General features: G+C 70.1%; 19 protein-coding genes. 7 read left to right on the top strand and 12 right to left on the bottom strand.

The window, feature by feature from the left end; translation table 11 throughout:
• Positions 1-71: 71 nt before the first annotated feature.
• Together CEK69_RS13830 and CEK69_RS13835 are read right to left on the bottom strand one after the other, a co-directional pair.
• Complete coding sequence (locus CEK69_RS13830) at positions 72-986, bottom strand: AEC family transporter (RefSeq protein ID WP_043094054.1); 915 nt, start codon at positions 984-986, stop codon at positions 72-74.
• Positions 987-1210: 224 nt separating this feature from the next.
• Entirely contained in the window at positions 1211-1822 is a 612-nt protein-coding gene (locus CEK69_RS13835) for a tetratricopeptide repeat protein (protein WP_152246198.1), read from the bottom strand.
• A 190-nt stretch (positions 1823-2012) separates the two neighbouring features.
• On the opposite strand from CEK69_RS13835, the gene CEK69_RS13840 reads away from it, so the two are divergent.
• Positions 2013-5735 (top strand): indolepyruvate ferredoxin oxidoreductase family protein, encoded by a 3723-nt coding sequence (locus CEK69_RS13840; protein WP_152246166.1) that lies wholly within the window; start codon positions 2013-2015, stop codon positions 5733-5735.
• 271 nt (positions 5736-6006) lie between these two features.
• Entirely contained in the window at positions 6007-6645 is a 639-nt protein-coding gene (locus CEK69_RS13845) for a hypothetical protein (RefSeq protein WP_226975163.1), read from the top strand.
• 322 nt (positions 6646-6967) lie between these two features.
• Here the strand turns inward: CEK69_RS13845 and CEK69_RS13850 are convergent, their stop codons facing one another.
• From CEK69_RS13850 to CEK69_RS13880, 7 genes are all read right to left on the bottom strand, one after another.
• Positions 6968-7750, bottom strand: coding sequence for a hypothetical protein (locus CEK69_RS13850; protein ID WP_152246168.1), 783 nt, complete (start codon positions 7748-7750; stop codon positions 6968-6970).
• A gap of 365 nt (positions 7751-8115) precedes the next feature.
• Positions 8116-8718 (bottom strand): DUF938 domain-containing protein, encoded by a 603-nt coding sequence (locus tag CEK69_RS13855; protein ID WP_152246170.1) that lies wholly within the window; start codon positions 8716-8718, stop codon positions 8116-8118.
• A 73-nt stretch (positions 8719-8791) separates the two neighbouring features.
• Positions 8792-9616, bottom strand: coding sequence for an NYN domain-containing protein (locus tag CEK69_RS13860; protein ID WP_152246172.1), 825 nt, complete (start codon positions 9614-9616; stop codon positions 8792-8794).
• Between the two features lie 104 nt (positions 9617-9720).
• Entirely contained in the window at positions 9721-10536 is an 816-nt protein-coding gene (locus CEK69_RS13865) for an EcsC family protein (protein ID WP_173003393.1), read from the bottom strand.
• 385 nt (positions 10537-10921) lie between these two features.
• Positions 10922-11344 (bottom strand): NUDIX hydrolase, encoded by a 423-nt coding sequence (locus tag CEK69_RS13870; protein ID WP_152246174.1) that lies wholly within the window; start codon positions 11342-11344, stop codon positions 10922-10924.
• Positions 11345-11441: 97 nt separating this feature from the next.
• Positions 11442-12836, bottom strand: a complete 1395-nt coding sequence (locus CEK69_RS13875) for an MFS transporter (protein WP_152246176.1) — start codon at positions 12834-12836, stop codon at positions 11442-11444.
• A 158-nt stretch (positions 12837-12994) separates the two neighbouring features.
• A complete protein-coding gene (locus CEK69_RS13880; protein WP_152246178.1) occupies positions 12995-13903 on the bottom strand; it encodes a DUF4424 family protein in 909 nt (302 codons plus the stop codon).
• Positions 13904-14060: 157 nt separating this feature from the next.
• On the opposite strand from CEK69_RS13880, the gene CEK69_RS13885 reads away from it, so the two are divergent.
• From CEK69_RS13885 to CEK69_RS13895, 3 genes are all read left to right on the top strand, one after another.
• Complete coding sequence (locus CEK69_RS13885) at positions 14061-15884, top strand: family 43 glycosylhydrolase (protein ID WP_193313991.1); 1824 nt, start codon at positions 14061-14063, stop codon at positions 15882-15884.
• A gap of 97 nt (positions 15885-15981) precedes the next feature.
• On the top strand, positions 15982-16539 hold the full coding sequence (locus tag CEK69_RS13890) for a lysozyme inhibitor LprI family protein (protein ID WP_152246180.1): 558 nt from the start codon (positions 15982-15984) through the stop codon (positions 16537-16539).
• A gap of 305 nt (positions 16540-16844) precedes the next feature.
• Complete coding sequence (locus tag CEK69_RS13895; protein ID WP_152246182.1) at positions 16845-17438, top strand: hypothetical protein; 594 nt, start codon at positions 16845-16847, stop codon at positions 17436-17438.
• Between the two features lie 285 nt (positions 17439-17723).
• On the opposite strand, the gene CEK69_RS13900 is transcribed toward CEK69_RS13895, so the two are convergent.
• The 3 genes from CEK69_RS13900 to CEK69_RS13910 all read right to left on the bottom strand — a co-directional run bounded on the left by CEK69_RS13900 (position 17724) and on the right by CEK69_RS13910 (position 19558).
• Positions 17724-18200, bottom strand: a complete 477-nt coding sequence (locus tag CEK69_RS13900) for a hypothetical protein (RefSeq protein WP_152246184.1) — start codon at positions 18198-18200, stop codon at positions 17724-17726.
• Positions 18201-18303: 103 nt separating this feature from the next.
• Entirely contained in the window at positions 18304-18966 is a 663-nt protein-coding gene (locus CEK69_RS13905) for a hemolysin III family protein (protein ID WP_193313992.1), read from the bottom strand.
• A 118-nt stretch (positions 18967-19084) separates the two neighbouring features.
• Positions 19085-19558, bottom strand: coding sequence for a hypothetical protein (locus CEK69_RS13910; RefSeq protein WP_152246188.1), 474 nt, complete (start codon positions 19556-19558; stop codon positions 19085-19087).
• A gap of 339 nt (positions 19559-19897) precedes the next feature.
• On the opposite strand from CEK69_RS13910, the gene CEK69_RS13915 reads away from it, so the two are divergent.
• Both CEK69_RS13915 and CEK69_RS21305 read left to right on the top strand, forming a co-directional pair.
• Entirely contained in the window at positions 19898-22411 is a 2514-nt protein-coding gene (locus CEK69_RS13915) for a DEAD/DEAH box helicase (protein ID WP_152246190.1), read from the top strand.
• Positions 22408-23517: a ribonuclease H-like domain-containing protein gene (locus tag CEK69_RS21305; RefSeq protein WP_226975164.1), complete on the top strand. Its 1110-nt coding sequence runs from the start codon at positions 22408-22410 to the stop codon at positions 23515-23517. The genes CEK69_RS13915 and CEK69_RS21305 overlap by 4 nt, the downstream gene beginning before the upstream one ends.
• Positions 23518-23829: the final 312 nt, after the last annotated feature.

A 23829-nucleotide genomic window follows, 5' to 3' on the forward strand; every position in this document is an offset into this window, starting at 1 on the left:
AGGGGCGGATGAGGGTACGACGCGCGCACCATCCCACACCCGCCAATCCAGGCACCGCCCACGGCGCAGGCTCAACGCAACGCCCCCAACAACCACGCCCACGCCGGCAACGTGACCAGCGACAGCAGAATCCCGTAGCCGACCAGGGCCGCGGCCAGGCGCGGGGCCAGGCGATGCGAGATCGCCAGCAGCGCGGCGGTGATCATGGTCGGCATCGCCGATTCCAGTACGTTGGCCTGCAGCGCCTGCCCGCGCAGGCCCAGCACCCACGACAACGGCCAGGCCAGGGCCGGCAGCGCCAGCAGCTTCAGCACCAGGCCGGCGGCCAACGGCGCCAATTCTTCGCGCGGCAAGCGCAACTGGATCGAGAATCCCACCGCCAGCATCACCAGCGGCAGCATCGCGTCAGCCAGGTGCTGCAGGCCGGAGGCGATCCACGCCGGCGGCTGCGCCGGCATCAGGGTCAGCGCGAACAGCAGCGCCCACAGCGGCGGGAACCGCGCCATGCGCAACAGCGTCTGCCGCGGCGATGGCGGCGCCTCGCCGCTGTAGCGCGCCAGCACGTACAGGCCGAAGCTGGACAGCAGCACGAAGGTGCCGAACTGGTCGTAGACCACCGCATACGGCAAGGCCGCCTCGCCGAGCAGCGCGCGCACCATCGGGTAGCCGATGAAGCTGGAATTGCCCAGCGCCACGCACAGCAGCAGCACCGCCTGCTGATCCCGGCGCAGCCGCAACGGCCGGCGCAAGCCCAGCATCGCCAGCGCGCTCACGCCGGTCAGCAGCCACGGCGTCAGCATCAATCCGAGCAGTTCCAGATTGAACTGCAGGCGCGGCACGTAGATCAGCACCGAGGCCGGCAGGCACAGGTACAGCACCACCCCGTTGAGCACCTCGGTGGTGTTGGCCGGCAGGACGCGCTGACGCGCGAACAGCTTGCCGAGCGCCAGCATGACCAACATCAGGGCGAACGCGTCGAAAGCCATCGGCACAGCACGAAATCAGCGGGTACGCGGCATCATCGCATGGCATGCGCACGCAGGCAGTCGAGGCATCACGCGACCGAAGCCGCACCAGGCCTGCGCCCAGCACGGGCCGGCGCTCCGCGCAGGCGCGGCGACACAGTGCGCTGTGCGACCGGGCACACCCGGACCCTAGATTGCGCCGGCCACCCGCGCGGGCCGCGTCGTGCTTCCTGGACCCGCGTGCCTCAGGGCCAGGCCGGCGGCGCGGCCTTCCAGGCGGCCTGCACTTCGGCCAGGGTCGCGCGCTCGTCGTCGCGCCAGGCCGGCAGCAACGCCGCGAAATCGGCGGTGGCGCCCCACTTGTCCGGCCAGGTGCGTGCCGCCGCGGCGTACCACTTCACGGCCTCGTCCTTGCGCTGCAGGCGCCACAACGCCAGCGCCAGGGTCGGCGGCAGCCAGTCCGGCGCCGCCGGGCGGCCGTTGACCAGTGCGCTCCACTGCGCCAGCGCGCGCGCCGGATCACCCGCGCGCAGCAGATCCCAGCCATAGTTCCACTGCACCTGGCGCCGCTGCACGCCGGCGGGCAGCGCATGCAACGCAGCCTGATACAGCTGTTCGCCCAGTTCCTGGCGGCCGCCGGCCATGGCGATGCCGGCCAGCTGCGCGCGCGCCTCGTTGGCGTTGGGATCGCGCTGCACGGCACTGGCCAGACGATCCACCAGGGCCTCGCCGCTGCCGGCGATGGCGGTGACCGGACGGGTGGTGCCGCGGTCTTCGTCGAAGTAGAACTCTTTCGGTGCCGGCAATGCCTGCGCCCGCACGCTGGCCGCGGTGGCCAGGCCGATGCAGGCCAGCATCGCGGCCACTGCGTATGTGTATGCCTTCACTGCTGCAATCCCCTGGAGTGATCCCCTCACCCGGGTCCCATCCTACCCCGCCACGGCCGGCGTGGACGAGAACGGGCGCAAAAATCGCCGCTGATACAATCGGGGCGATCGCGCGCGGCAGGCGCTGCGCGCCCGCCAGCCTTCCATTTCCGGGCAAGCCATGAACCGCATCGCCGATCCGCGTCCGTCGTCCTCCCTCGCCGCAGCGGCCGCCGACGGCGTGGACACCCGCTATACGCTGGAAGACAAGTACACCCGCACCGATGGCCGCATCTATCTGTCCGGGGTGCAGGCGCTGGTGCGGTTGCCATTGATGCAGCAACTGCGCGACCGCGCCGCCGGGCTGAACACCGGCGGCTTCGTCAGCGGTTACCGCGGCAGCCCGCTGGGCGGTTTCGACCTGGAACTGTGGCGCGCGCGCAAGCATCTGGACGCGGCCAACGTGGTGTTCAAGCCCGGACTCAACGAGGACCTGGGCGCGACCATGGTCTGGGGCACGCAGCAGACCAACCTGTTCCCCGGCGCGCGCGTGGATGGCGTGTATGCCATGTGGTACGGAAAGGGCCCGGGCGTGGACCGCTGCGGCGACGTGTTCAAGCACGGCAACGCCGCCGGCACCTCGCGCCATGGCGGCGTGCTGGCGCTGGCCGCCGACGACCACGCCTGCCGCAGCTCGACCCTGCCGCACGGCTCGGAGGACGAGTTCGTCAGCGCGATGATGCCGGTGCTCAATCCGGCCGGGGTGCAGGACATCCTCGACATGGGCCTGCTCGGCTGGGCGATGAGCCGCTACACCGGGCGCTGGATCGGCTTCAAGACCATCGCCGAGACGGTGGAGTCCTCGGCCTCGGTGCAGGTGGATCCGTTCGCGCGGCAGATCGTGCTGCCGGAGGATTTCGACCTGCCGCCGGGCGGCCTCAACATCCGCTGGCCGGATCCGCCGCTGGACCAGGAAATGCGCCTGCATCGCTACGCGGTGCGCGCGGCGCAGGCCTTCGCCCGCGCCAACGGCATCGACCGCACGGTGATGGATGCGCCGCAGGCGCGGCTGGGCATCGTCACCACCGGCAAGAGCTACCTGGACGTGCTGCAGGCGCTGGAATACCTGGGCCTGGACGCGGACGCCTGCGCGCGCATCGGCATCCGCGTGTACAAGGTCGGCATGACCTGGCCGCTGGAGCCGCTGGGCATCGCCGCGTTCGCCCGCGGGCTGCAGGACATCGTCGTGGTGGAGGAGAAGAAGGCCTTCATCGAGCGGCAGATGAAGGAGCAGTTCTACAACTGGCCGGCCAGCGCCGGCCCGCGCCCGAGCATCGTCGGCAAGTACGACGAGGCCGGCGAATGGATCCTGCCGTCCACCGGCGAACTGACCCCGGCCACCATCGCCGGGGTGATCGGCCGGCGCATCCTGCGCCTGCCGCAGTCGGCCGCGGTGAACACCGACTCGATCGAACAGCGGCTGCGCTGGATGGAAGCCAAGGAAGCCGAGATGGCGCTGCCGCGCGCCAATTTCCCGCGCGTGCCGCACTACTGCTCCGGCTGCCCGCACAACACCTCCACGGTGGTGCCGGAAGGCTCGCGCGCACTCGGCGGCATCGGCTGCCACTACATGGTGACGTGGATGGACCGCGCCACCGACACCTTCACCCACATGGGCGGCGAAGGCGTCACCTGGGCCGGGCAGGCACCGTTCACCGACACCCCGCACGTGTTCCAGAACCTGGGCGACGGCACCTATTTCCACAGCGGCTCGCTGGCGATCCGCCAGTCGATCGCCGCCGGCGTCAACATCACCTACAAGATCCTCTACAACGACGCGGTGGCGATGACCGGCGGACAGCCGGTGGACGGCACCCTCAGCGTGCCCGACATCGCCCGGCAGATGCGTGCCGAAGGCGTACACACCATCGCCCTGGTCAGCGACGACATCGGCAAGTGGACGCGGCGCCGCGAGCTGTTCCCCAGCGACGTGGAGTTCCACGACCGCAGCGAGCTGGACGCGGTGCAGCGGCACCTGCGCGAGGTCAAGGGCACCAGCGTGCTGATCTACGACCAGACCTGCGCCACCGAGAAGCGGCGCCGGCGCAAGCGCGGCAAGCTGCCCGATCCGCCCAAGCGCGTGCTGGTCAACTCGCTGGTCTGCGAAGGCTGCGGCGACTGCGGCGAGAAGAGCTTCTGCGTGTCGGTGCTGCCGAAGGAGACCGAATACGGGCGCAAGCGCCAGATCGATCAGTCCAGCTGCAACAAGGACTATTCCTGCGTGTCCGGGTTCTGCCCCAGCTTCGTCACCGTGCACGGTGGGCAGCCGCGCAAGGGCCGCAAGGCCGACGCTGCGGCGCTGCTGGAGCAATTGCCGACACCAAGCTTCCGCAGCGACCTAAGCCAGCCCTGGAACATCCTCATCACCGGCGTCGGCGGCACCGGCGTGGTCACCATCGGCGCGCTGCTGGGCATGGCCGGGCACCTGGAGGGCAAGGGCGCCAGCGTGCTCGACCAGACCGGCCTGGCGCAGAAGGGCGGCGCGGTCACCACGCATATCCGCATTGCGCGGCAACCGGAAGACCTGCACGCGGTGCGCATCGCCGCCGGCGAGGCCGACCTGGTGCTGGGGTGCGACATGGTGGTGGTCAACGACTACTGGGCGCTGTCCAAGGTGCGCGGCGATCGCTCGCAGGTGGTGCTGAACAGCTACGAGGCGATGCCGGGCACCTTCACCACGCACCCGGACATGCAGTTCCCGGCCGCCGAGATCATTGCCGGCGTGCGCCTGGCGCTGGGCGGGCGCGATCCGCTGTTGCTCGACGCCACCCAGCTGGCCACCGCCCTGCTCGGCGACGCCATCGCCAGCAACCTGTTCATGCTCGGCTACGCCTGGCAGCAGGGCCTGGTGCCGCTGTCGCACGCGGCGCTGATGCGCGCGATCGAACTCAACGGCGCGGCGGTGGCGATGAACCAGCAGGCCTTCGCCTGGGGCCGCCTGGCGGCGCTGGACCTGCCGGCTGTACGGCGCGCGGCGGGTCTCGCCGATCCGGCCGCGGATGAACGCGAACGCCAGGCGCCGGGGCTACAGCAGCTGCCGCCGGGCGAGTGGGAAGGCCACGAGGCCGGCGCCAGCGCCGCGCCGCGCAATCCGTCCAATCCGCGTCCGGCGCGCGAATTGCCGGCCGCCGCCGACAGCGGCGAGGCCGGCCACGCGCCGCTGGACGACAGCCGCCTGTCGCGCTCGCTGCCCGAGCTGGTCGCGCGCCGCCACGCCTTCCTGGTCGATTACCAGGACGCCGCCTACGCCGCACGCTACACCGCGCTGGTGGAGCGCGTGCGCGCTGCCGAGCAGCGCGTGGCCCCGGCCTCGACCGCGCTGACCGAAGCGGTGGCGCGCTACGCATTCAAGCTGATGGCCTACAAGGACGAGTACGAGGTGGCGCGGCTGTACACCAGCGGCGCATTCGCGCAGCAGTTGCAGGCGCAGTTCGAGGGCGACTACCGCGTGCGCTTCCACCTGGCGCCGCCGCTGCTGGCGAAGAAGGACGCGCAAGGCCGGCTGCGCAAGCGCGAATACGGCCCGTGGATGTTCACCGCGTTCAAGTGGCTGGCCAAGCTGCGCCGCCTGCGCGGTGGCGCCCTCGACGTGTTCGGCTACAGCGCCGAGCGCCGCGGCGAACGGCAGTTGATCGCCGACTACCTCGCCACCGTGGACGAACTGCTGCAGCGGCTGCAGGCGGACAACCTGGCGCTGGCGGTGCAGATCGCCAGCATCCCGGAACACATCCGCGGCTACGGCCACGTCAAGGAAGCGCACCTGCACGAGGCCAAGCAACAGGAAGCGCGGCTGCTGGCGACCTGGCGCAACCCGAAGGCGCTGCATATCGTGCAGGCGGCCTGAGCGGGAGACGAACGCCCGCCGCCTTGCAGCGGCGGCGCAATGGCAGTATCGAGGGCGTCTGACCGAACGCGGCGCGGCCGGCGCTGCGCCTGCCAACCTCCCGCGTTCCCTGGCGTCCGTGCATCTGCCGCAGAAGCGGCTGCAGCCGCGACCCGACTCCAGCCGCACGCAGGACAGCAGCATCGCCCAGGGCGGCCGGCCTTGGGCATCATCCGCACGTTGCGTGGATCGCCAGCGATCCACGGCCGCATCACCCTCGAAGGAACATCGCGTGAAGCGTTTGCTCAAACTCGCATGCGTGGCGCTGGTGGGCGCCATCCTGCTGTTCTACCTGCTGGCGGAGCACGCCGGCCCCTGGATCATGCCGCGGTTCATCACGATCCGTGTCGTGGCGGGACCCGATCGGCCACTCTCGGGCGCGAGGATCCGCGTCCAGCAGGACGTGTGGTCGATTCCGTGCCTGAGCTACATGGGGATCTCCGGCGCGAGTTGCGCGTCGGGCAAATGGACGGTCTTCCATGGCCGCCTGGATCGCAACGGCGAAGCGCGGGTGTTGGTCTTTCAGGCAGCCGGGCTGCGGGCGGATTCGTATATCGCCTGCATCAATGGGAACCAGTACGAGGGCTACTTCGCCTACACCGAGTGGCCAGAGCAACAGGATGTGCAGCGTCTCACCCTGGACTACAAGCGCCTGGAGCAACAACGAACAGGTTGCATGAACGGCTATGGAGAAGATCGGCTGGCGGCGCCGGCCTGGTGGGATGCCGCCTCGAAGGAAGACGCGGAAGCGGAGGCGGAGGCACAGGCCGAGGCAGAGGCGCGGACAGAGGAAGAGGCGCAGGCGGACGATCCGTTGCAACCGAAGGTTCAGCAACCTCCAGCGCGCTCGCCGACATCGGACAGACTGTAGGGGCCAGGCTGCAGGAACAACTTCAACCGCGACCTGCCATGTTCAACCGCGACCTGCCATGTCACCCGGTGACGATGCAGCCGGTGCCAGCGACGTTCCGCGCACCACTACCATGCAGATGGATCCCGGTCGATCGCGATGCTGCCGATGACGGAAGGGTCTGCGCGTCGGGACTGAAGTCCCTCCCACATGGTTGCTTCCGTAGACTCCGCATACGACACAGCGGCCCTATGCAGCGGCCGCTGTGTTGTATCAGGATGCGATTCGGTCGAGTGCCCGGTGGCAACTCCACCTACTGCCATTCAACGCAACGAACGTCGAATCAGACCCGCGGATCAGGCGGATTGCCTCGGCCGGGGCGATCGTAGCGATCGGAATCGAAGGCCTCGCGCACCGCCGCCTTGGCCTGTGCCCAGCTCAGCCGCGAGCGATCCTTGGCGCGCTCCCACCCGCTTTCCAGGTCGGTGTCCAGGCGGTCGTCCCAGATCCGGTCACGGTAGCGGCTGCGCGCCTGCACGCCGTAGCGGTAGGCCGGGCGGTAGTCGTCGTAGCTGCTGTCGGTCTCGCGGTAGTCCACGGTGTCGAAGCGATCGGCGTAGTAGCGGTCGCTGTCCTCGTAGGTGCGATAGGTGGCGTCGGCGCGCTCCCAGGAATCGCGCGCGGCCAGCCGCGCCTCGTCCCACTCCAGGCGCGAGTCGCCACGGCGCGTGCCCCAGTCGTGCGACAGCTCGCGCTCGTGTTCGTCCCAGGTGCGCGAGGGATACTGCTCGCGCGCCTGCAGGCCCAGGCCATAGGCCGCGGCGTAGTCGCGGTCGTAGTCGTAATCGGCCTTGGCGTAGTCGCGGTTGCGGTATTCCTCGCGCCAGTACGCATCCTCGCCGGTGGGATCGATGCGCTCGGCCACGCCCTTGCCTGCCGCCGCACCGGCCACCACCCCGACCGCCGCGCCGATCAAGGTGCCGAGCGGCCCGAACACGGTGCCGGCCAGCGCGCCCGCGGCCACACCGCCGGCGGTACCGCCAATGCCGACCCCAACCGGATGCGAACCCGGGGTGCCGGAAATCGGATCGCGATTGAGATCGGGGGCTTTGTCGTTGTTGTCCATGGGTATGCTCCGTGGCGAAGGAAGGAAGCACCGGCTGCAGGCCCGTTCGGCGGCGGCGGGTGTCGGCGCACAGTCGCAAGCGCGCGGTGAATCCGCCGTGGCACGGCAGTGAACCCGTGATGAGGGAGAGAGTGCGGCTTCGTCACCTGGACACAACGCCTACTGCGTCGCCCGCCATGCAGCGCAGGCATGGAACCGGCCAAGACAGTGCTGCATCAAGCACGTCGGCGTATTCGGTACGACCGCGCAGACGCATGCACAGTCACGACATGGCTAACGCAGTCAGATTGGGCGCCCACGGCGCATCCGCCTGCGCGATCGCGCATCCGCACGGCGCCAAGGCATCGCCGGGTGGCGCTCCTGCCTCAGCCGCGGCGCCAGACCAGGCAGCGGTTGTTGGCCGGCATCGCCACGTCTTCCTGCAGCGCCAGTCCCTGCGCCTGCGCCAGCGCGTCCACCGCCTCGGCATCGCGGATGCCGCTGGCCGGGTCGCGCGCCTTCAGCCACGCATCGAAGTCGCGATTGCTGTCGCTGGTGAAGGCGCCGCCGTAGTTGAAGGGGCCGTAGACCACCAGCATGCCGTCGGCGCTGTTTGCCAGCAGTTGGCCGACGCCGGCGAAGAACGCCTGCACCGCGTCCCAGCCCATGATGTGCAAGGTATTGGAGGTGAACACCGCATCGTAGCCGGTGCGCGGCCACGGCCCCTCGCGCACGTCCAGCGCCAGCGCCGGCGGCGTGTTCGGCAGCGCCGCCGCCTCCAGCCATTGCGCGATGCCGGGCAGGTGCTCGGCGCGCTCGCTGCATTGCCAGGTCAGCTGCGGCAGCGCCGCGGCGAAATGCACCGCATGCTGGCCGGTGCCGCTACCGATCTCCAGCACCTGGCGACGATCGGCGAACTGCCGCTGCAGCACCTGCAGGATCGGATCGCGGTTGCGATCGCAGGACAGGGCGTAGGGTCGATCGCTCATCGTGTCGTGCACCTGTGTGTGCCATTGCGCGCCACGACGGCACGCACCAGTGCGAATGGCAGCGGCTGACAGCTCATCCGCGCGAGCGCACGAAGATGCGCTTGCCGCCGCCCTCGTTGCCGCGCTCCTCCAGTTCGAAGTGCGACGACAGCCGGCGCAGCAGGTCGCTGAGCTTCTTGTGCCCATACAGGCGCGGATCGAAATCCGGCCGCACCTTGTTCAGATAGCTGCCGACGCTGCCGAGCCCGGCCCAGCCCTGGTCGTCGGAGGCTTCCTCGATGGCCTGGCGCAGCAGGGTCAGCGGCGCCTGCTTGGTCTCGGTGGCGGCGGGCGTCGGCTCGGGTTTGGCCGGCGTCGCGGCCAGCTTCTTGCGGCCCTTGGCCGCCGGCTTGGCGGCCGCAGCGGCGGGCTTGGCCGGCTCCGCCGCGCTGGCCTCGCTGCGCAGCACTTCGGTGTAGATGAACTTGTCGCAGGCCTGCACGAACGCATCCGGGGTCTTGCGCTCGCCGAAGCCGTACACCGTCGGTCCTTCCTCGCGCAGGCGCTGTGCCAGGCGGGTGAAGTCGCTGTCGCTGGAGACCAGGCAGAAGCCGTCGAAGCGGCCGGTGTAGAGCAGGTCCATCGCATCGATGATCAGCGAGCTGTCGGTGGCGTTCTTGCCGCTGGTGTAGGCGAACTGCTGCACCGGGCTGATCGAATGCTTCAGCAGCGCCTGCTTCCACTGGGTCATGCGCGTGCTGGTGAAATCGCCATAGATGCGCTTGACGCTGGCCAGGCCGTACTTGGCGACCTCGGCGAGCAGGCCTTCGATCACCGAGGGCTGCGCGTTGTCGGCGTCGATCAGCACCGCCAGCCGTGGCTGGTCGTCGTCGCTGTCGGAACGGTGGCGGGTTTTCATGGCGTGCACCTGCGGCAAGGAAAGATCGGGAGAAGCGTGGCAGCGGCCACCACTGTGCCAGCGCGCGCTGCCCGCAGCCAGCGCAACGCGGCGACCGCCATGGCTCATCGCCCGGCCGGCAAGGCCTCGTAGGCCTGGCGTACCGCCGCCTCGCCGTAGCGGCGCTCCAGCCGGCGCACGATGAAGTGACCGCGCGCCATCGCCTGGAAGTGCGAGATGAACACCGTGTTGAGCAGCGCGCCGCTGGCCGCGCCGACCAGCGGCACCGCCTGCGCCGCCAGCTTCTCGCTGACCGTGACCGAGAACTTGGCGGCGATGCGCGACAGCAGCGACACCAGCACCGGCGCACCCTTGCTGCCCAGGCCGTGCGCGGCGATGTACTGCGCCGCGGCGCTGAGCTGCTGCGCCATCGCCGCGCGCACCGCGAAGTAGCCCGATTCGCTGCCGTCGTCGCGGTGGCTGCGGCCGCCGTGCGCCAGCACCTCCAGACACGCGAGGGCGGTCGCCGGGTCGTCCAGGCGCTCGCCCTCGGCGCGGGCGATGTCGGCGATCGAACGCAGCATCAAGGTCGTGGTCAGCGGCAGTTCCACCACCAGCCCGGGCAGGCCGAAGAAGCCGCCGGCCGCACCGGTCGCCGCCACCGCGGCGCCATGCAGGCGCGGCCGTGCGCGTTCCGGCGCCTGGCCACGCAGGGTCAGCAGCGCCGAGCGCAACGCCACCCGCAGCGCGCGCTGGCTGACCGCATCGATGCGCGAGGACAGCAGTTTCGGCAGACGCTTGTTGATCAGCGCCTCGATCGGCGCACCCACCGCATTGGCGATCTTCGCCGCCAGGCCCGGGTGTTCCAGCAGGGCGCGCGCCTGGGCCAGGTCGCGGTGATCGGCGGCATCCATCACGGGGACGGGCAATAGCGAGGTCATGGCCGAAGCTCGTGGCGAGGGAGGCGACAGCATGCACCGGGCCGCCCCGGCATGGTGTCGAGGGACGATGACCGGTGCGGGACGTTAAGGAATCGCGCGGCCGGAACGCGTGATCGGGATTGAGGCAGGCCCCTGCCGCACACCGCGCCTGCGTCTGGCCCACGCGGCGCCGGGCGCGGTCCAGACAGGACGGCCGGTCCACCACCAGGCCAAGCGTGGCGCCCTGGCCCCGGCGACATCGCGCCGGTCCACCGAACTGGCCATGGCCCAAGGTGGCAGGATCGGCGCTGCAGAGGCAGCCGTCATAGCGGCGGTTGCATGCCCCGCGACGCACGCTGTAAACCCGCTTCTCGTATCGCAGGCAACGACTGGCCGGCCAGACCAGCTACCCCAGCACGCACTGAGCCAGGTAGTCGCGCAGGCGCTCCTGCAGATGGGGCACGGCCTGGGGATGGGCGAGAAATTCGGCCACGGGCATCAGCAGCCCCCCCCGGCCTTCATCGCCGAAGCGGATGCTGGCGATCTCGGCACAACTCAGGCGGCCAACGAACAACCAGCTCGGCAGGTACCCGGGCTGCAGGGACGGATAGCAGCGGCCCCAGGTCAGCCTGTCTTCCTCCAGCACTAGGCCGAACTCCTCCTGCAGTTCGCGCAGCGCGCAGCGCTCGGGGCTCTCGTCGTCCTCGCGGCCGCCGCCAGGCAGGTCCCAGAGTCCCGGCCAGGGAATCTCCGGCTTCACATCGCGCTGGTACACCAGCAGCGCGTCGTCGCACAGCAGCGCCAGCTTGGCGCCGTTGAACGGTTGCATGACGTCCTCCGCGGTAGGTAAAGGGCCAGTCTGAACGCGATGCACGCCTCGATGTGCGCCAGGCCACTTCGCGCGCGTCTCAACATATCCCACACGCCTAGATCCGCTCCAGCGCGCGCTGGTGGGTACGCGGTCCGAACCGGCCCACCACCGCGGCGGCGATCAGCAGGCTGGCGGCGACGCAGGCGAGCACGCCGCGGTGGCCGGTGCGGTCCAGCAGCATGCCGATCAGCAGGCTGCTGGCGGCGGTGGACAGGCGGCTGAAGGAATAGCAGAAGCCGACCGCGCGGGCGCGCAGCGCAGTGGGAAACAGTTCGGCCTGGTAGCCATGGTAGGCGAAGCTCATCCAGGCATTGCAGAAGGTGACCGCCGCGCCGCAGGCGATCAGCAGCAGCGGCTGGCTCTGCCAGGCGAACAGCAGGCCGAACAGCATCGCGCCCAGCGCCGACACCACCACCTGCCACTTGTTCTCCCAGCGCTGCGCCACGCCGATCAGCAGCAGCGGCGCCAGTGGATACGCCAACGAGATGGCGAAGGCGTAGCCCAGGCCGTGCACGCTGTCGGCGCCCTGCCGCGCCAGCAGCGCCGGCAACCAGTTGCCGAAACCGAAGAAGCCGATCGCCTGGAAGATGTGGAAGCTCACCAGCATCGCCATGCGGCGCCGGTACGGGGGCTGCCACAGCGCGGACAGCTGCGGTATCGGCGCGGCCGGCGCCGAGGCCGGCTCGGGTGTGGGCAAAGGCCGCCCCAGGTCGGCGGTACAGCGCGCTTCCAGCCGCTGCAGCACCGCGTCGGCCTCGGCGTGGCGGCCCTGCGTGGCCAGCCAGCGTGGCGACTCCGGCAAACGGCTGCGCAGCCACCACACCGCCAGCGCGAAGCCGCCGCTGAGCAGCGCCACCCAACGCCAGCCGCTCAGGCCCAGCGGCGCGTGCGGCACCAGCGCCCAGGCGCTCAACGCCACCGCCGGCACCGCCAGGAACTGCACGCAGAATGCCAGCGCGAACGCCGCGCCGCGCATCTGCCGCGGCACCATTTCCGACAGATAGGTATCGATAGTGACCAGTTCCACGCCCAGGCCGACGCCGACCACGCCGCGCCACAGGATCACCCCCAGCGCGCTGTGCTGCAGGCCCATCGCCACCGTGGCCACGCAGTACCAGAGCAGCGCGAAGGAGAACACCGCGCGCCGCCCGAAACGATCGACCAGCGGGCTGAGCAGGCTCGCGCCGAGGAACAGGCCCAGGAACGTCGCCGAGGCGAACGCGGCCTGGTCGGCGATGCCGAACACGCCGGCCGCGCCCTCGGCGAAGATGCCGTCGCGCAGCAGGCCGGGGCTGAGGTAGGCGGTCTGGAACAGGTCGTACAGTTCGAAGAAGCCGCCCAGCGCCAGCAGCGCGACCAGGCGCCACAGGCTGCGGGTGGGCGGCAGGCGTTCCAGGCGTGCCGCGACCAGGGCGACGGGATCGGAAGCGGCAACGGCGGCATCGCGCATGCGGGCAGGTCCTGGGGGAGGGATCGCGCCGCCGCATGCTGCCCGATCCGCCGCCGCGCGCGCCACCGCGTCGGGTCGAAACTGCCGACCGCGCCGGATCGGCGTTCAGCCGGATGTCGGCTTCGGCGCGGCTGGGGGCTGCGGGCGCCGATGGCGCGTCAGCGCAGGAACAGGATGTCCAGGTCGCGCTCGGGCACGAAGTCGCGCTGGCGGAACTCGAAGGTCAGCGCATCGATGCGCTGCAGCTCGCCGTCGAAGCACAGGCTGAGCAGGTCGCCGGGGGCGCGCTTCTTCAGGGTCAGGTGGAAGTCCTGGATCGGCCCCTTCCAGTTGGCGCCGGTGCGCAGCACGTAGCGCAGGTTGCTCCACTGCAGGCCGTTGGCGCCGGCGCGGCGACGCAGGCGCTGTTGGGTGGCGGCGTCCAGGCAGGTGGATTTGGCGTACTCGCCGATCAGGTCGCTGGCCGGCATCGGCACGCCGGTGGCGACGCTGGGCACGTAGCTGTGGCGGATCGCCACCGCGCCGCCGGCGGGAAAGCGCTGCTGCCAGACGAAGTACTCGCTGAGGGTGAAGCGCGGCTGCCCGTCGGCGTCGAACCAGCGCGCGGGCAACGGCGTGCGGCCGGCCGGAACGGTGCCGCCCTCGACGTACTCGGCCAGGTCGTCCGGCGTCCAGCCGCTGGCCGCCCACGCGCGCGAGATGTCGCTGCCGTCCAGCTTCGCCACCAGCTTGCGCTCAGTGTGCACCGGCTTGCCGTCCACCCACAGCCTGAAGTCGGTGAGCGCGCTGTGGTCGGCCATGCCGAAGTACATCGGCGGCATCGGGAAGGCGATCGGCACCAGCAGCTCGCGCGTGCTGGTGTTGGTGAACACGTAGTCCACCTGCACCCGCTCCTCGCTGATGAACAGGTCTTCCTTGCTCATGCGGATGTCCGGCTGGCGGATCAGTTCGATGGAGCCATTGGCGTCGCCGATGCTGCTGTCGTTGGCGAAAGCGGCAGCGGCCGCGAACAGCAAGGACGACAACAACACGGGCAGCAGGCGGCGCGACGAAACGTTGGCGGTCATGGAGTCGGAGGTCGGCGAGGGAAGGCGCCGCGGCCGCAGCACGGCAGCGGGGAACGGCGGGCGCCATGGTAACCGCGGCGGCATGGCCTGCCGCATCGCGCCCTGCCGCTGCGTTTGCTACGGTAGCCGGCGCCGCCACGGGGGGAAGGCCATCGCCATGTTCAGAGCATTCGCAACGCTGGCGCTGCTGGCGTCCGCCGGGCTGGCCGCGGCGCAGGCGCCAGGCCAGCGCAGCTACGCCAATCCGATCGACCTGGATTACCGCTACAACTTCGAGCAACTCAACGAAGGCATTTCCTACCGCACCGGCGCCGACCCGGTGTTCGTGCGCTTCGGCGACGCCTACTATCTGTTCCAGACCCTGGCCGACGGCTACTGGCGCTCCAGCAACCTGCTCGACTGGCAGTTCGTGACGCCCAGCCGCTGGCCGTTCGAGAGCATCGTCGCGCCGGCGGTGGTGGCCGACGGCGACCGCCTGGTGATCATGCAGTCGGCCTTCGAACCGCGCCCGCTGCTGCAGACCCGCGACCCGGCCAGCGGCAAGCTCGACTTCCTGACCCGGCTGCTGCCCAAGCTGCCGCGCGCCCAGCCGATCGGCACCGAGATGAAGGGCCGCCCGCTCAGCGACGTGCCGCCCGGCCCCTGGGACCCGGACCTGTTCATCGACGACGACGGCCAGTGGTACCTGTACTGGGGCTCGTCGGACCGCTATCCGCTGTATGGCATCGCCATGGATCGCAACGCGCAGGGGTTCGCCTTCCGCGGCGTGCCGACGCCCTTGCTCGCGCTGGACCCGGCGCAGCACGGCTGGGAGCGCTTCGGCCCCGATCACCGCGGCGCCCGCTTCCCCGACGGCAGCCCGATCGGCAGCTTCCTGGAAGGCGCCTGGATGACCAAGACCGGCGGCCGCTACTACCTGCAGTACGGCGCGCCCGGCAGCGAGTACAACGCCTACGCCAACGGCGTGTACGTCGGCGAGCACCCGCTCGGCCCGTTCGTCTATGCGACGTACAACCCGGTGGCCTACAAGCCCGGTGGCTTCATGCAGGGCGCCGGCCACGGCTCCACCTTCCAGGACGCGCACGGCAACTGGTGGAACAGCGGCACCGCCTGGATCGGCGCCAACTGGACCTTCGAACGGCGCATCGTGCTGTTCCCCGCCGCGTTCGCCGCCGACGGACAGATGCGCGTGTCCACCCGCTTCGGCGATTTCCCGCACTGGATGCCGGACGGCCCGGTGGCCGACCCGGAGGCGCTGTTCACCGGCTGGATGCTGTTGTCCTACCGCAAGCCGGCCACCGCCTCGTCCACCCTGGACGGCTTCGCCGCCGACCGCGCCACCGACGAGGACCCGCGCAGCTACTGGGTGGCCGCACACAACACGCCCGGCGAGACCCTCACCGTCGACCTGGGTGGGGAACGCAGCGTGCGCGCGGTGCAGGTCAACTTCGCCGACTACCGTGCCGGCCGCTACGGCGATGCGCCTGACATCTACACCGCGTTCCGGCTGCAGCACTCGCGCGACGGCCGCCACTGGCTGCCGCTGGCCGAGGTCGGCGACGGCACCGACCGCCGCGACCGGCCCAACGCCTACCTGCAATTGCCCGCGCCGGTGCACACCCGCTACATCCGCTACGTGCACGGCCACGTCGGCGCCGCCCACCTGGCGATCAGCGACCTGCGCGTGTTCGGCAACGCCGACGGCGCCCCGCCGCCGGCGCCGACCTGCGTTGTCGCGCAGCGCGATGCCGACCGCCGCAATGCCCGCGTGCACTGGCAGGCGGTGCCCGGCGCCGTCGGCTACAACGTGCGCTGGGGCCTGCGCGCCGACCGCCTCAACCTCACCTACCAGGTGTTCGCCGACCGCGGCACCGACCTGGAGATCCGGGCGCTGAACCGCGACCAGGACTACGTGTTCGCCGTCGAAGCCTTCGACGAGCGCGGTGTCTCCCCGCTGAGCGCCCGCATCGCCGTGCCATGAAGCCATCATCGCCTTCCCGTATGCTTGGCCCCACCTCGACCGCGCACCGGCGATGCGGCGCGCGGCAGGATCGGTTGCCGATCGAAGGAGAAGGACGATGCACCAGCACCAGGGAACCCAGCACCAGCGCCGGCTGCGCGCCTGGCTGATCGCCGCGATGGTCGCCGGCGTGTGCGGCAGTGCCGCAGCGCAGCAGACCGACCCGCGCGATGCGCAACTGCAGCAACAGCAGCGCCTGCTGCAGCAGCAGGCCCAACAGATCCAGCAGATGCAGCAGCAACTGCAGCAGATGCCGCCGGCCGGCGCCGAAGCCGCTGCACCGAGCGATGGCCTGTCCGCCACCTACCACGACTGCCGCAAGCAGGCGCAGGGCCTGGACGAGAGCCGGCGCTGCATCCAGCGCGAACAGCGCGTGCAGCAGGAGCGTCTGGACCGCGCCTACGACAAGCTGCGCTACCGCATCAGCGGTACCGACCGGTCCCGCCTGATGGACGCGCAGTCCACCTGGCAGCAGTCCAACGACCAGGCCGCACAGCTCGACCGTGCGTTCGGCGCACGCGGCCAGGAGGCGGGCCTGCAAAGCGCCGAAGCCACCCTGCGCCGGATCAGCTCCCGCGCCGACGAACTGGAAGGCTATACGCGCGGCGGGCGTTGAGGGCGCGGCTGTCCAAGAGGCGGGACATGCATGGCATGGAGCACAAAACCTGGAAGGGAATCGCAGGCTGTTCTCGACCGTGGTTGGGACCTTTGGCTTCGTCTCGATGGGCAGCCTTGTGCCGACTCGTGGCACTGTGCCTCGTCTGCTGCAGCACCGTGCACAGTGCTGCAGCGGCCGCAGGTGCAGTGACGTCACCTGCGCGGAGGAACACCTCGTCAGACCACGCCGCGCAGGCTGACGTCAGTCCCCGGCTCACGTCGGCCGCAGCAGAGACACCACAAGCGGCCTCGCATGAGGCGACGTTGCGTACGCAGACGTTCACCGCCAGCGGAACGCCAGATGCGACGGGACGGGTCGTCTTCCAACTGGGCGACCTTCGCCTGGAGATCGAAGGCACGCAATGCCGCGGCACCGGCGGACTGCTCTTACGCTGCGCACCCGCAACGATCACGGTGGAGCGGACGGCAGGCAAGCAGTCCATCCCCATCCGGTCGCTGGTCTTTCTAAGCAACACGACAGCTCAGCCCGCGTATGTCGCCGCCTATCGCGGCCCCTTCACCGAACAGGACGAACCGGGCGACGATCTGCGCTATACCGCGATCGTGTCGGACATCAATGGCGATGGCAATGACGATCTGCTGTTGTGGACGGACTTTTCCGGACGCCTCGGCGCTCCCGCCTACAGCTATTACTTGTTTGACCCACGCGCCCAACTGTTCGTGAAGAGCGAAAAGCTCCAACAGGCGACACGCGCCCTGACACTTTCGGGTATCACCGGTAATACGCTGCGCTTTTGGGCGGGCGACGAAGGGTGCAAGCGCATCATCGTGAGGCTGGCATTGCATGGAACCACGCCGACGCGCCTGGCCGACAAGACATTCGACGCCTGCAAGTAGTCAGCCGACTTCTGCGCCCTTCCCCAGTCCCTGCGATACAGACTGACAGGGCATGGGATTGACGCGTCGCCTACCTTTCCTCACACCCTGCTACGGATCCACGACGTCGAGTTCGGCGAATGAAACGGTGAGGCGCCGGTACCCACTCACCTGCTAGGTGGAACGATTCTCTGATGCCGAACAGTTGCGCCTGATAGCTGCCACCGAATTACAGCGCGCGCCAGGGGTCGACGCGCTATCGTGATTCCATCGCCGCGCCGACCTGGCAACATCTTCCGGCGCCTTTCACTGCCCCGCTGCGCAGCCCCCGCCCTGTTCCGCGCACACCTTCATGGCGCGCTGCAGTTCGGCCTCGCTCAGCTGTGGAGGTGGCCGCGCGACGGCAGCCTGGACCTGGTCGGGGCCGCCGGTCAGCGCGTGCAGGCCCTTGGCCGCCTTGCCGGCCAGGTAGTAGACACCGAGCGCGATGTAGCCGCCGCTCTGGCTGACCTGCTCCACCGAGGGCGGCGGCCGCCAGTCCTTGTCGAAGCGGTTGGGCGGGGGCGACACCGGATTCTTGAAGCGATACAGGTCCAGCGGCTCGCCCTCGTCCGGCGGCAGCGCGCGCACTTCGCCCAGGGTCTGGATGTCGGGCTGCGCGGCGGCATCGGATGTGGACGGCGTTGCGACCGAGGGCGGCGGCGGCGCAGCGGCCGGTGTGGCGGGCGCGGCCTGTTGTGCCTGCACATTCGCGCACGTCGCCAGCAAGGCGATTGCCAGCATCGTGCGCAGGCGCCGGCCGTTCGGATCCGCTATGTGCATGCTGTCCATGACGCCCGAGCTTACGGACGCGGCACGGCCATCTCTAGCGCATCGGCGCCACCGTTCACGTCGCCGACAGCGGGCGCAGGCACAGCCAGATCGCGTACCAGTGCGCCAGCGCGCCGCCCAGCACGTGCGCATGCCAGATCGCGCGGTTGTAGAGCATCGACTTGCGCACGTAGAACGCCACGCCCACCGTGTAGATCGCCCCGCCGGCAGCGATCAGCCACAGCACCGGCGTGTCCAGCCCGGCCACGATCGGCTTGACCGCCGCCATGCCCGCCCAGCCCAGCAGCAGGTAGATCGCCACCCAGAAGCCCTTGGCGATGCCCGGCAGGAACAGCTTGGCGAACACCCCGAACAGCGCCATGCCCCACACTGCCAGGGTCATCGACCAGACCCAGGCGCCGGACAGCGCCAGCACGAAGAACGGCGTGTAGGAGCCGGCGATCATCACGAAGATGCCGGCGTGGTCGAGCTTGCGCAGCACCGGCTGGCGCTGCGGCGGGGCGAAGTTGTACGCCGCCGAGCAGGCGAACATGGTCAGCAGCCCCAGCGCGTAGATGCTGGTGGCCACGATCAGCGCGTCGTTGGCATGGGCGCGCCAGACCAGCAGCGCGCCGCCGACCACGGCCAGCAGCAGGCCAACGACATGCACGAGCAGATCGGCGCGGCGCGCGGCGGCGGTGCGGTAGTGCGGGGCTGGCGAGGAAGTCGATGCGGACAAGGCGATCTTCGGCACTCCGGGAAGCGGTGCCTTGGTGCTGGGGGACGCACAGGATACGCGCGTAGCGGCTGATCCCTGCTTCGCCACGCGCAGCATCCTGCCAAGACCGCGCTGGCGATTACCTACCGAGCGGATAGCGCGTGTCCAGATCGTCGAGTGCGCGCTTGTTTCCTGCCGGCGAAGGATGGCTATCGGCACCTTCGCGCTCCAGTGCCTGCTCCCATTGCCGCACTTGATCCTTCAGCTTACGCGCATAGGTCTTGAGCTGGGACGGGGTGACGCCGCCCTGCTCCTGCCAAAAGGCGGCTTCGACCGACGTGCGGAACGTGCCATCCGCGTACACCCACAGAGCGCGACCGATGGTGCTGTCGTCGCCACTACGTTTGCCCAACGCCTGCGCGTCTGCGTCGACGCGGATAGTGCCGTGGATTTCGAACGCCAGCCGATGGGCATCGGCAAATGTCACCTTCAGATGCGCATGCAGGTTGCCGGAAGACGGCAGCGCCTTGGTGACATCCTTGATGTAGACGTTGGCGTCGACCGACGCCTTGTTGCTGAAGCCGTTCTCCTGCAGAAATTCGGCGGTGACCATGGCATTCGCTCCTGAGTGTGTGAACGGGGTCCGTCATTGCACGACGGGTAGCGAAAGCCTCGCGCCTCGCGCGGAACACGGCCATCGGCACAAGCCTGATCTGCGTAGTACGCGCTGCCGAGGGCGTGTCATCGGCGCAGACGGCCGCTGTGTCGGTACAGACGCGCAGGGCCGGCACGCATCGCCAATAGGCTGCCGCATGCAGTGCGAACAGCAATGCGTGCCGCATGCAATCGCCCAGCCTGAATCCGCTCAGCCTGCCCGTCTCGCCTCGGCGCGCCCGGTCTCATACCCTGAGACGCGATTTCGCTTACCTGTTTCACTTTGAGAGCCGTGCCGATGCCCGCCCACGCCCTAGCCCCGCGCACCGAGGACGCCGAGCGCGCCCTGTCCACCACCGACGGGCTGCCCTCGCGCGATGGCGCGCTGCTCAGCGCGCGGCTGGAACGGCGTTACCACGACCGCATCACCGGCAGCTTCACCATCCCCGGCCAGGCCGGCCGCTACGCGCCGATCCCGGACGACGTGCCGCCGGCGCTGGCCGCGGCATTGCGCGAACGCGGCATCGCGCAGCTGTACAGCCACCAGGCCGAGGCCTGGGACGCGGCGCAGCGCGGCGAGCACGTGGCCATCGTCACCCCCACCGCCTCGGGCAAGTCGCTGTGCTACACGCTGCCGGTGGTGGCAGCGGCGATGACCGCGCAGGCCAAGGCGCTGTACCTGTTCCCGACCAAGGCGCTGGCGCAGGACCAGGTGGCCGAGTTGCTGGACCTCAACCGTGCCGGCGACCTCGGGGTGAAGGCCTTCACCTTCGACGGCGACACCCCCGGCGATGCGCGCCAGGCGATCCGCCTGCACGGCGACATCGTGGTCAGCAACCCGGACATGCTGCACCAGGCGATCCTGCCGCATCACACCAAGTGGGCGCAGTTCTTCGAGAATCTGCGCTACGTGGTGATCGACGAGATCCACACCTACCGCGGCGTGTTCGGCAGCCACGTCGCCAACGTGCTGCGCCGGCTCAAACGCATCTGCGCGTTCTATGGCGTCACGCCGCAGTTCATCCTGTGCTCGGCCACCATCGGCAACCCGCGCGCGCACGCCGAGGCGCTGATCGAGCAGCGTGTGCACGCGATCACCGACTCCGGCGCGCCCAGCGGCGACAAGCACGTGCTGCTGTGGAACCCGCCGGTGGTCAACGCCGACCTGGGCCTGCGCGCCTCGGCGCGCTCGCAGAGCAACCGCATCGCGCGCATCGCGATCAAGTCCGGGCTCAAGACCCTGGTGTTCGCGCAGACGCGGTTGATGGTGGAGGTGCTGACCAAGTACCTGAAGGACATCTTCGACCACGACCCACGCAAGCCGCCGCGCATCCGCGCCTACCGCGGCGGCTACCTGCCCAGCGAGCGCCGCGAGGCCGAGCGGGCGATGCGCGCCGGCAGCATCGACGGCATCGTCTCCACCTCGGCGCTGGAACTGGGCGTGGACATCGGCGCGCTGGACGTGGTGGTGCTCAACGGCTACCCCGGCAGCGTCGCCGCCACCTGGCAGCGCTTCGGCCGCGCCGGGCGCCGCCAACAGCCGGCGCTGGGCGTGCTGGTGGCCAGTTCGCAGCCGCTGGACCAGTACGTGGTGCGGCACCCGGACTTCTTCGCCGATGCCTCGCCGGAACACGCCCGTATCGCCCCGGACCAGCCGCTGATCCTGTTCGACCACATCCGCTGCGCCGCGTTCGAGCTGACCTTCGTCGCCGGCGAGGCGTTCGGCCCGGTGGACCCGGCGGTGTTCCTGGAGGCGCTGGCCGAGAGCGAAGTGGTGCACCAGGAAGGCGACCGTTGGGAGTGGATCGCCGACAGCTACCCGGCCAACGCGGTGAGCCTGCGCTCGGTGGCCGACGGCAACTTCGTGGTGGTGGACAAGACCGACGGCAAGCAGCAGATCATCGCCGAGGTCGACTATTCCGCCGCCGCGCTGACCCTGTACGAAGGCGCCATCCACATGGTGCAGAGCACGCCCTACCAGGTGGAAAAGCTGGACTGGGAAGGCCGCAAGGCCTACGTCACCCGCACCCATGTGGACTACTACACCGACAGCATCGACTTCACCAAGCTCAAGGTGCTGGACCGCTTCGACGGCGGCGCGGCCGGCCGCGGCGACGCGCACCACGGCGAGGTGCACGTGGTGCGGCGCGTGGCCGGCTACAAGAAGATCCGCTACTACACCCACGAGAACATCGGCTACGGCCCGGTCAACCTGCCCGACCAGGAACTGCACACCACCGCGGTGTGGTGGCAGTTGCCGCAGGCCACCCTGCTCAAGGCGTTCGGCAGCAAGCAGGATGCGCTGGATGGTTTCCTCGGCGCGGCCTACGCGCTGCACGTGGTGGCCACGGTGGCGGTGATGGCCGACGCACGCGATCTGCAGCAGGCGGTGGGCGACGGCGACGGCGCCTGGTTCGCGGTGGCCGACGCCAAGGGCCGCGGCCAGTTGCGCGGTGGCGACAGCGGCGAGCCGGCCAGCGTCGAACTGCAGCAGTTCGTGCCCACCGTGTACCTGTACGACAACTTCCCCGGCGGCGTCGGCCTCAGCGAGCCGTTGTGGCGGCGCCAGGCCGAACTGGTGCAGCGCGCGCGCGAACTGGTGCAGGGCTGCGACTGCGTGGCCGGCTGCCCGGCCTGCGTCGGCCCGGTGCTGGCCGCGCAGGAGGAAAGCGCGACCACGCCGCGGGCGCTGGCGTTGCGCGTGCTGCGTTTGTTGCTCGACGGCGAGGACGACACGGCGCTGGACGCGCACGGCGCAACCACGATCGCCATCGATGCCGATGCCGATGCGCTGCCGGAGTGGAGCGCATGAGCATCAGCCTCGAACGCCTGCGCGCGCTGCGCCGGCAGGCCGGCGACGCCAGCGCCGAGCGCGCGCCGGCGTCCTCCGGCCATCGCATCGCAGCCGACGCGTCTGCCGCGTCACGCGCAGACACTGCCGCGGCGACGTCCACGCAAGCGCCGCGGCAGGCAGCGCCGCAGCCGCGCGAGATCGTATCGCAGGCAACTGCGACGCCGGCCCCACGCACGCCACCCGCTCCCCCGCGCAGCGGCGGCGCCGATACCGCGGTAGCGCCGCCCATCGCCATCGCCCCGTTCGACCGCGGCGGCACCGATGTGTCCGCGCTGCGGCGCCTGCTCGGCCTGCGCGAGCGTGCGGTCGCGCCCACCGCGGCTGCGTCCGCACGCAGACCGGCCGCGGCGCCGGACCGGCACCTGCCCGGGGTGGAGATCGCACCCGGGCTGCACCTGATCGAGGCGTTCCTGCCGCAGCCGATTCCCGCCGGCGCGCTGTCGCTGGCCTTCGCCCGCCGCGAGGATACGGTGGACCCCACCGACCTGCTGTTCTTCGACACCGAAACCACCGGCCTGGCCGGCGGCACCGGCACCCGCGCCTTCATGATCGGCGCGGCCGACTGGAGCGTGCATCCGGCCGACGGCCCGGGCCTGCGCATCCGCCAGTTGCTGATGGCCACGATGGGCGCGGAGAAGGCGATGCTGGAAGCGTTCCGCGCCTGGCTGCGGCCGGGCACCGTGCTGTCCAGCTACAACGGCCGCTGCTACGACGCGCCGTTGCTGAAGACCCGCTACCGGCTGGCGCGCTGCGCCGATCCGCTGTCGGCGCTGGACCACGTGGATCTGCTGCATCCCACCCGCCGCCGTTACCGCGGCACCTGGGAGAACTGCAAGCTCGCCACCATCGAGCGGCAATTGCTGCGGGTGGTGCGCGAGGACGACCTGCCAGGCTCGGAAGCGCCAGCGGCGTGGCTGAGCTACCTGCGCGGCGGCAACGCGCGCAACCTGCGCCGCGTCGCCGCGCACAACCACCAGGACGTGGTCACGCTGGCGCTGCTGCTGCAGCGCCTGGTCGCCGCCGAGGCCGAGGAACGCGCGCTGGCGGCGGCCGCGTCGGCGTAGGCGCGGCACGCCGCCGGCGGATCACTCCAGCCGCTGCGCATTGCCCGCGGCGATGGCGGCATCGAACAGGCGGTCGACCTCGCGATCGATCTGCGCGCTCAATTCGCCCTGACGCGCACCCAGTTCGCCCTGCTGCCGGCCCAGCGCGGCCTGCTGTTCGCCGAGCGCGCGCATCTTCGCCGACAGTGCATCCTGGCGCTGCGCAAGCGCTGCCTGTGCATTCGCCTGAGCCTTGGCGGCGACGGCGTCCATGTCGATGCGCGCCAGCGCCCGCGCCGCGGCCTCCTGCGCCAGCTTGCCCTGTTCACGGCC

This window comes from Xanthomonas sp. LMG 12462, from assembly GCF_009192885.1.
Lineage (GTDB): Bacteria > Pseudomonadota > Gammaproteobacteria > Xanthomonadales > Xanthomonadaceae > Xanthomonas_A > Xanthomonas_A sontii.

Bases quoted from the DNA above. Each gene is read 5' to 3' on its own strand.
- CEK69_RS13835 (WP_152246198.1), bottom strand. From the start codon at position 1,822: ATGCTGGCCTGCATCGGCCTGGCCACCGCGGCCAGCGTGCGGGCGCAG.
- CEK69_RS13855 (WP_152246170.1), bottom strand. From the start codon at position 8,718: ATGAGCGATCGACCCTACGCCCTGTCCTGCGATCGCAACCGCGATCCG.
- CEK69_RS13880 (WP_152246178.1), bottom strand. From the start codon at position 13,903: ATGACCGCCAACGTTTCGTCGCGCCGCCTGCTGCCCGTGTTGTTGTCG.
- CEK69_RS13910 (WP_152246188.1), bottom strand. From the start codon at position 19,558: ATGGTCACCGCCGAATTTCTGCAGGAGAACGGCTTCAGCAACAAGGCG.
- CEK69_RS13890 (WP_152246180.1), top strand. From the start codon at position 15,982: ATGCACCAGCACCAGGGAACCCAGCACCAGCGCCGGCTGCGCGCCTGG.
- CEK69_RS13885 (WP_193313991.1), top strand. From the start codon at position 14,061: ATGTTCAGAGCATTCGCAACGCTGGCGCTGCTGGCGTCCGCCGGGCTG.
- CEK69_RS13875 (WP_152246176.1), bottom strand. From the start codon at position 12,836: ATGCGCGATGCCGCCGTTGCCGCTTCCGATCCCGTCGCCCTGGTCGCG.
- CEK69_RS21305 (WP_226975164.1), top strand. From the start codon at position 22,408: ATGAGCATCAGCCTCGAACGCCTGCGCGCGCTGCGCCGGCAGGCCGGC.
- CEK69_RS13850 (WP_152246168.1), bottom strand. From the start codon at position 7,750: ATGGACAACAACGACAAAGCCCCCGATCTCAATCGCGATCCGATTTCC.
- CEK69_RS13915 (WP_152246190.1), top strand. From the start codon at position 19,898: ATGCCCGCCCACGCCCTAGCCCCGCGCACCGAGGACGCCGAGCGCGCC.
- CEK69_RS13870 (WP_152246174.1), bottom strand. From the start codon at position 11,344: ATGCAACCGTTCAACGGCGCCAAGCTGGCGCTGCTGTGCGACGACGCG.
- CEK69_RS13830 (WP_043094054.1), bottom strand. From the start codon at position 986: ATGGCTTTCGACGCGTTCGCCCTGATGTTGGTCATGCTGGCGCTCGGC.
- CEK69_RS13900 (WP_152246184.1), bottom strand. From the start codon at position 18,200: ATGCTGGCAATCGCCTTGCTGGCGACGTGCGCGAATGTGCAGGCACAA.
- CEK69_RS13865 (WP_173003393.1), bottom strand. From the start codon at position 10,536: ATGACCTCGCTATTGCCCGTCCCCGTGATGGATGCCGCCGATCACCGC.
- CEK69_RS13860 (WP_152246172.1), bottom strand. From the start codon at position 9,616: ATGAAAACCCGCCACCGTTCCGACAGCGACGACGACCAGCCACGGCTG.
- CEK69_RS13840 (WP_152246166.1), top strand. From the start codon at position 2,013: ATGAACCGCATCGCCGATCCGCGTCCGTCGTCCTCCCTCGCCGCAGCG.